Source organism: Exiguobacterium sp. s160, from assembly GCF_018617575.1.
Classification (GTDB): domain Bacteria; phylum Bacillota; class Bacilli; order Exiguobacteriales; family Exiguobacteriaceae; genus Exiguobacterium; species Exiguobacterium aestuarii_A.
Genome location: NZ_JACSKK010000015.1, coordinates 1 through 7,595 on the forward strand (window position 1 = coordinate 1; position 7,595 = coordinate 7,595).

Annotated in this window: 6 protein-coding genes, 8 tRNA genes and 1 pseudogene; all 15 read right to left on the minus strand. The window is 47.4% G+C overall.

The features are described from left to right. A pseudogene (locus KNO86_RS14370) lies at positions 1-431 on the minus strand (glutamine--fructose-6-phosphate transaminase (isomerizing)); the annotation flags it as partial. A 359-nt stretch (positions 432-790) separates the two neighbouring features. Further along, complete coding sequence (gene glmM / locus KNO86_RS14375) at positions 791-2,149, minus strand: phosphoglucosamine mutase (protein ID WP_214697357.1); 1,359 nt, start codon at positions 2,147-2,149, stop codon at positions 791-793. Between the two features lie 36 nt (positions 2,150-2,185). Beyond that, on the minus strand, positions 2,186-3,466 hold the full coding sequence (locus KNO86_RS14380; protein ID WP_214697360.1) for a CdaR family protein: 1,281 nt from the start codon (positions 3,464-3,466) through the stop codon (positions 2,186-2,188). Further along, entirely contained in the window at positions 3,467-4,327 is an 861-nt protein-coding gene (cdaA, locus tag KNO86_RS14385; RefSeq protein WP_214697362.1) for a diadenylate cyclase CdaA, read from the minus strand. It abuts the gene before it with no gap. Between the two features lie 127 nt (positions 4,328-4,454). After that, positions 4,455-5,090 carry an RseA family anti-sigma factor gene (locus KNO86_RS14390; RefSeq protein ID WP_214697364.1) on the minus strand — a complete coding sequence of 212 codons (636 nt, stop codon included), beginning with the start codon at positions 5,088-5,090 and terminating at the stop codon, positions 4,455-4,457. After that, positions 5,087-5,662, minus strand: a complete 576-nt coding sequence (gene sigW, locus KNO86_RS14395) for an RNA polymerase sigma factor SigW (RefSeq protein ID WP_012727640.1) — start codon at positions 5,660-5,662, stop codon at positions 5,087-5,089. Before sigW ends, KNO86_RS14390 begins: the two co-directional genes overlap by 4 nt. Before the next feature lie 130 nt (positions 5,663-5,792). Beyond that, positions 5,793-6,695, minus strand: coding sequence for an arginase (rocF, locus tag KNO86_RS14400; RefSeq protein WP_214697366.1), 903 nt, complete (start codon positions 6,693-6,695; stop codon positions 5,793-5,795). Positions 6,696-6,896: 201 nt separating this feature from the next. After that, positions 6,897-6,972 (minus strand) — tRNA-Ala (locus KNO86_RS14405). An 18-nt stretch (positions 6,973-6,990) separates the two neighbouring features. Next, positions 6,991-7,065, minus strand: a tRNA-Gly gene (locus KNO86_RS14410). A gap of 6 nt (positions 7,066-7,071) precedes the next feature. Continuing rightward, positions 7,072-7,147 (minus strand) — tRNA-Lys (locus KNO86_RS14415). A gap of 5 nt (positions 7,148-7,152) precedes the next feature. After that, positions 7,153-7,236, minus strand: a tRNA-Tyr gene (locus KNO86_RS14420). A 6-nt stretch (positions 7,237-7,242) separates the two neighbouring features. Continuing rightward, positions 7,243-7,315, minus strand: a tRNA-Thr gene (locus tag KNO86_RS14425). 31 nt (positions 7,316-7,346) lie between these two features. Then, positions 7,347-7,422, minus strand: a tRNA-Val gene (locus KNO86_RS14430). 4 nt (positions 7,423-7,426) lie between these two features. Beyond that, positions 7,427-7,501, minus strand: a tRNA-Glu gene (locus KNO86_RS14435). A 5-nt stretch (positions 7,502-7,506) separates the two neighbouring features. Further along, positions 7,507-7,581 (minus strand) — tRNA-Asn (locus KNO86_RS14440). Positions 7,582-7,595 lie beyond the last annotated feature (14 nt).

The following is a 7,595-nucleotide window of genomic DNA, read 5'->3' on the forward strand; positions in this document are numbered from 1 at the left end:
TTGCGGAACGCCGCCTCGACATCACCGAGCTCGACGAAGTGCTTCTCCATGAGCTGGACGATGACTTCCGTGTCCGTCTCCGAGAGGAACGGGACATCAAGCGTCTTCTTGATGATTTCGTCGTTCTCGATCACGCCGTTGTGCACGAGCGTAAAGCGTCCTGTCGTACTTTGGTGCGGGTGGGCGTTCGGTACGCTCGGTACCCCGTGTGTCGCCCAACGTGTGTGGCCGATTCCAATCGTGCCGTCTACTTCTGCTGGGATGATTTCGCGTAGCGCAGCGATGCGACCGACTTCTTTGTGAACGTTGACATTTTCATGCATCAACGCAAGACCTGCCGAGTCATAACCACGGTACTCGAGTTTTTCAAGACCTTTGAGAAGGACTTCCTTCGCTCCGGTATTCCCAATCATTCCTACAATTCCACACATAAACAAATCTCCTCTATTCTTCGATTTCTCGAAAAAGGAAACGGGCTTTTTCTAAGAGCTGTCAACACACACTTCTTTGTCCGTCCGGTCACCCGGGCGTTTTAAAAGCGTGCTTTTCGTCGTGACAGGCGACGAGGAGGCATCCGCCGAAAACTCGATAACCTCCAACCTCGTCAACTCCGCAGAGTTCTGGCGCTTGTTCGTACTCTTGTGTCCTTCCGTTTCCAAGGTCACGCTCTTAATAGTACAAATCACACCCCCATTCGTCAAGAAGAACCATTGTTTTCTCGATGACAAAACGGAAACAAAAAGGGAATCCAACGTTGGATTCCCTTGTGTTATTCCCGGTTTCTGAAAAATTATCCTTCTACGCCGTAATCTTCACGCACGACTTGTGCGATTTTTTCAACGTAGAGATCGCACTCTTCCGCTGTCGGCGCTTCTGCCATGACACGGACGAGTGGCTCTGTTCCAGATGCACGGACGAGAATCCGACCGTTCCCAGCCATTTCCGCTTCCGCTTCTTGAATCGTCGCGAGCACACGCTCTCCATTCATTGCATCATTCTTATTCGTCACACGAATGTTGACGAGCTTTTGCGGATAAACCGGCATCTCAGCTGCCAATTCAGAAAGTTTACGACCTGTCGACTTGACGATTTCCGCCAATTGGACGCCTGATAACATCCCATCACCCGTTGTCGAGTGATCGAGAAAAATCAAGTGACCCGACTGTTCGCCACCGAGTGTGTATTGATGTTTCTTCATTTCTTCTACAACGTAACGGTCTCCAACTGCTGTTTGAAGCGCCGTCATGCCCGCTTCTTCTACAGCTTTATGGAAGCCAAGGTTACTCATGACCGTCGCGACAATTGTGTTGTCTTTCAAACGACCTTTTTCACTCAAGTATTTCCCGCAGATGTACATGATTTTGTCTCCATCCACGATATCACCGTTCTCATCAATCGCAATCAAACGGTCTCCATCACCATCAAAGGCAAGACCCATATCCGCTCCTTTTTCACGAACGAACTCAGCCAAGTGCTCAGGGTGTGTCGAGCCGACACCTTCGTTGATGTTCAACCCGTTCGGCGAGTTTCCGATTGTCGACACGTTCGCCTCAAGGTCAGCGAAGAGACGCGCTGCAAGACCACTTGTTGCACCATGCGCACAGTCAAGCGCGATGTGAAGGCCATCAAAGTCCTCTTCTACAGTCTGTTTCAACATTTGAAGATACTTTTGTGCACCTTCATAATAATCTGAAACGAAACCGAGGTCTTTTCCAGTCGGACGTGGGAGTGTATCTTCTGCAGCGTCCAAAATGTCTTCGATTTCTTGCTCGGTTGCGTCATCTAATTTGAAACCATCGCTACCGAAGAATTTGATGCCGTTGTCTGCCACGGGGTTATGCGATGCCGAGATCATGACTCCCGCTGTCGCATCTAATGACTTCGTCAAGTAAGCGACCCCAGGTGTCGAAATGACACCGAGACGCATGACTTCTGCACCGATCGAAAGAAGACCCGCAATCAATGCCCCCTCTAACATATGTCCTGAGATTCGTGTGTCACGACCAATCAAGACTTTTGGCTGTTCGCCTTCTGGCAAATGTTTCGAGAGCACGTAGCCACCCGCACGACCTAAACGATATGCTAATTCCGCAGTCAACTCAGAGTTCGCAACACCGCGAACTCCATCTGTTCCAAAATATTTACCCATAAGATTAAATCCTCACTTTTGTATGATTGAACATCTTTATTGAATGGAAGATGTTTCTGTTTCTTCATCGACGCTCGTCAATTGAACATCGATTGTTTTCGGCGAAATGACAGTCACGCCTTTTGGTACTTCATAATCTACATCTACCGCGTGTGTCCCACTCGGTAAACCTGTTAAATCTAAGGTTACATTGACACTGTTCGAGGAGATGTTCTCTAGAAGGGATCGTTTTCCAGACAACGTCACACTGACGACTTCTTGCGTTTGAACCGTGTAATTTGTCCGGTCATATCCACGAACATTGACAGGAACCGTCAATCGAATCCGTTCCGTCAATTCACCCGTGTCATCTTTCGACTCGTCGTTCGGACGAATCAACACTTGGACTTCGACTTCTTTTTTACCGAGAGATGTCGCTCCTTCTGGAAGGCGGAGGGTGGCATTTAACTTTTCAGACTTTGTTAAGTCATCCAGCTCAATCGGTTCCGTCTCGATTGTTTCGAGTGCATCGAGCACTTCTTTTGGTGCAAAGACACGGACTTCCGTCTCACTTAACAACGTATCGACTAGTCGGAAGTCATCCGCCACTTCTCCGCTCGTAACGACCTCGATTGGGATCATCGCACTTTGATCATAAATCGGTACGGTGACATTGATGATATTCGGGTCGACCGACACGTTCAATGGGTTTCCATTCGCATCTAAAATAGTCGGGGGAATTTCTCGTGTAAACGTCTGACTTTGATTCGCAACGTCTACATTCAATGTAATTTCTTTGACGTTTTGAATCCGACTTGCGCCTCCCGTGACTTTCACAGTAGACGGTTCGATTTCGACATCACCAGCTACTTTCCCGTCCGGTAACTGATCTTTGTTTAATAAGTTGACAGATACCGGCACTTCAATCGTTTGCTTCCGGTCAATATAGATTTCGACAGTCTCTCGGTCTAACTTGACGTTGACGTCGCCACCGAATCCTCGTGCCTCGACCGGAACACGGTGAAAGCCCGTCCCGAGGTTCGTCAAGTCGACGAATACCTGATAATCTTTCACCAATTTGGTCATCGTTAAACTACTGGACGGACCTTGAAGCTCAACGCCCATCTCTTCCGGTACATTATATGCGACATACTGCACCTCATCAAAAAACACTTCGACCGGCACATCGAGCGTCATGGAACTCTGTCCGACAATCGGCAGCGCGCTCGACGCATTGTTTGAAGAACTGGTCTCAGCGACCATTAAGTATAAAAGGACGGCTAAAGCAAGTGCGATGAAGCGGAGAAACCATTTATGTTGTAACCACTGATCAATCACTTACTTATCCCCTCCTTTTTTACCGAAGAACGAGAGGGTCGCCTCTTTTTCTTCGATGACGAGTTCTTGAATTAATTTGTTACGCAGCGCTTCTTCATCCAATTCGCGATACAGACGCCCTGCAATCGCAAGGGAGACCGCTCCCGTTTCTTCTGAGACGGTAAGGGTGACACTGTCTGTCACTTCACTGACGCCGATGGCTGCACGGTGACGTGTCCCGAGCGCTTTATCGATGTGTGGGCTTTCAGAGAGCGGTAAATAACAAGCTGCCGCTGCAATCTTCCCGTCCTGAATAATCATCGCTCCATCATGAAGCGGCGTGTTTGGAATGAATAAGTTAATAATCAACTGAGACGTAATATGTGAGTCCATCCGAATGCCTGTCTCGACATATTCATTGAGTCCCGTATCGCGTTCGATGGCAATCAATGCACCGATTCGCCGTTTGGACATATACTGTGCAGAACTGACGATTGCTTCAATCATTTGTCGTTGTTGCTCTTCGTCACTCGTTCCCGTACGTCCGAATAAATTGCTCGTTCGTCCGAGATGTTCAAGACCACGTCTCAACTCAGGTTGAAAGATGATGATGATCCCAAGAAGACCATACGTAATCACCTGATTTAGCAAGAACTGGAGCGTCTTCAATCCGAAGAAACCGCTCAAGAACCAACTGACCAGGATGATCGAGATCCCTTTGATTAACTGAACTGCTTTTGTCCCACGTACAATCATCATTAACTTATAAATCACGTACGTGACGACGACGATATCTAAAACATCATTCAAATAATCGTACCAATGTACGTTTTCTGAAAGATTTAAAAATGAGAAAAATGATACTTGTTCAAGTAGCGGCAAATGCTCCCCTCCTTAACTACCTAGCTAAATCGTGCAAGTTTCATTATATCATCAATTCTGTCTAGACGCATTGCGTCACTTCAAAACGAAACCAGATTGAAACGAAAAAAAGACGCTAGATGCGTCTTTAGAATAGTTGTTTCATCGAGTACCAAATCCACTCGAACATTTGGTCAATTTGTTCAAGCTCACCTGTCACTTGACCGGCACTGGCTAAATACGCACGACCATTCACAGCGGTCGCGTCACCTTTGACCGTTCCTTCGATTCGTAAATCGCCACCTTGAACGGTGATATCCTTCTCGACCGTTACACCGGCTGGCACAATGACTTCGTTCTCTGACACGACAACCCCTGGTACTTTTGTATAGGTCATCGTCTCAGATGCACTGTTCCAGAGTCCAAGTGTCGCGCTAGACATTAGACTGAAGAACAGGACCGCCGCGATTAAAGCCGGGTGTCGTTGTAGCCAAGCGATTTGTTTCGAGTGCGGTTTTCGTTCTTTTCGGATTGGTTTTGATAACGGAACGACCGTATCGGGTGCTTTTTGTACAGGTGCTTCAGGCAAAGCGGCCATCACACGTGCAGTAAAATCGGCTGATAACTTTGGACGAGGCAATGCTTTCAGTTCTGCGTCGATTCGTTCATATTGTAGATACGACTTGTATAATTCATCGTCTTCTAACAATTGACGCAATTCGTCAGATTCTTCGGGCAAAACGCCATCTTCCAAATATTGTTGTACTTTTTCTTCAGGAGTCAATTGAACCCCTCCCTATTTTGAAAGATTGTTTTTAACATTTCTCTTCCCCGGAAGATCCTTGTTTTAACCGTTGCGACCGGCATGTCGATCATCACGCTGATTTCTTTTAATGACAAATCATCCACATACTTTAGGAGTAAAGGAATACGATATTTGTCGGGGAGTTGCTTGATCGCTTCATGCATCTCACTTCGAATTTCGCGATGAACCACTTGGGCATCGGGTTGGGGCGCTTCATCAGCTAAGTGGTCTTGATAGGTCAAACCGTCTGTACCTGCAATTTCGGCATCCATCGAATACTCCGGTTTTCGTTTCCTCAATCGATCGATGGCAACGTTCGTTGTGATTCGATAGAGCCACGTTTTGAACTTATATTGTGCGTCATACGTATCGATTCGTGTATACGCACGAATGAACGCTTCTTGGGCAGCGTCTTCCGCTTCGCCACGATCATACAAAATTTTATAGGCGATTGCAAAGACACCATCCTTGTATAGTTCTACCAGTTCGGCAAACGAATCGTGATTCCCCGCCCTCAATTCATCTACCAAACGGGTGGTCAGCCGTTCCATCAATCCACTTCCCCTCTCCGCTACACATGCGGTCATTTCTATATACGTCTCATGATTCAAATGGTTTCATTAAAAATAAAAAAAGTTTCCATCCCCATTGTAGCAAACGGGTTTGGAAACTGTAAGGAAATCAGACTGTCTCACCTTCCAATAACAGGTTTTCTTTTGATTTTATAATCGTTTCGCACAGACGATACGCTAAATTTGCCGTCATATCTTCTCGGTCTAACATCGGATTCAATTCAACGAGTTCGACAGCAATCAAATCATCGGCTTTCATGGCTTCTGTTAAAATCGCTTTGGCCTCGACTTCTGTCAGACCACCATCAACCGGTGTCCCAGTGCCAGGTACAAGTGATGCATCTAAGCTATCCATATCAAAACTGATATAGAAACGATTGACGCGTTCACGTAGATAATTCAATGCTTCTTGCATGATGATATCCACACCACGCGTTCGCACTTCTTCTACAGTGATGACTTTGATGCCAAGTCGATTAATCTCGTTCATTTCCCCTTCATCGATATCACGAAGTGCGATGTATACTAAATGCTCCGGTGATAGCTTCGGCTCACGTCCGCCTACCTCTGTCAGACGAACATCACCCATGCCCATCGCAGCCGCAAGTGGCATTCCATGAATGTTACCGGATGGTGAAGTTTCTCCTGTATTCAAGTCAGCATGGGCATCTACCCAGATGACACCGTATGGTCCTGTTTGAGCCAACCCAGCGAGTGTACCGATTGCCATACTATGATCGCCCCCAACGATCAATGGGAATCGATTTGCTGTAATCTCACGATGCACAACTTCCGCTAATTCGGTGACTGTGTGTAGGACACCATCGACTCGCTTCAAGTGTTCCTCATTTTCACGAATTTCAGATTCCGGTAACACGCGTATCTTATGTTTGACCGTTTCCGATGGCAGGAGTGCCTCCATCCCTAATTCGTTTAATTTTGCTGGTCCTTGGTCAACCCCGAGTTTCCCTTGACCGTATCGCAGCGGTACATGAATATATGACCATTGCATTGCCATTCCCCCTTTGAACGCTTGATAACTAAATTGTAAACGCTATCATTCGTTTGGTTCAACTCGGCAATAAAATGAATAAACATACAAAAAGGCAACCTGAATGGTGGCAGGTTGCCTTTCTCTGTACTCTCATTTGAATGGTTCATGGTTTTAGGCAAAAAAAAACTTAAGTCATTACTAACTTAAGAAACAAACATATGGTGGAGCCTAGCGGGATCGAACCGCTGACCTCCTGCGTGCAAGGCAGGCGCTCTCCCAGCTGAGCTAAGGCCCCGAAACAGGGATAAGAATATGGAGCGGAAGACGGGATTCGAACCCGCGACCCCGACCTTGGCAAGGTCGTATTCTACCACTGAACTACTTCCGCAAAAAATGGTGAGCCATGCAGGGCTCGAACCTGCGACCCTCTGATTAAAAGTCAGATGCTCTACCAACTGAGCTAATGGCTCAAACCTGGTGGGGGGGGGCGGATTCGAACCGCCGAACCCGAAGGAGCGGATTTACAGTCCGCCGCGTTTAGCCACTTCGCTACCCCCCCGAGGAGTGCCGGCGAAAGGATTCGAACCCTCGACCCTCTGATTACAAGTCAGATGCTCTACCAACTGAGCTACACCGGCATATATATAGGTTTGATGTAATACATAAAAATGGTGGAGGATGACGGGATCGAACCGCCGACCCCCTGCTTGTAAGGCAGGTGCTCTCCCAGCTGAGCTAATCCTCCATATTGGTGACCCGTACGGGATTCGAACCCGTGTTACCGCCGTGAAAGGGCGGTGTCTTAACCGCTTGACCAACGGGCCTAAATTGGCTCCGCAAGTAGGATTTGAACCTACGACCTACCGGTTAACAGCCGGTTGCTCTACCACTGAGCTATTGCGGAACGATCTTGCCTGG

What these genes read in the sequence shown, in the direction of transcription:
- rocF (WP_214697366.1), bottom strand. Translation starts at nt 6,695, where the DNA reads ATGCAATGGTCATATATTCATGTACCGCTGCGATACGGTCAAGGGAAA.
- glmM (WP_214697357.1), bottom strand. Translation starts at nt 2,149, where the DNA reads ATGGGTAAATATTTTGGAACAGATGGAGTTCGCGGTGTTGCGAACTCT.
- sigW (WP_012727640.1), bottom strand. Translation starts at nt 5,662, where the DNA reads ATGGAACGGCTGACCACCCGTTTGGTAGATGAATTGAGGGCGGGGAAT.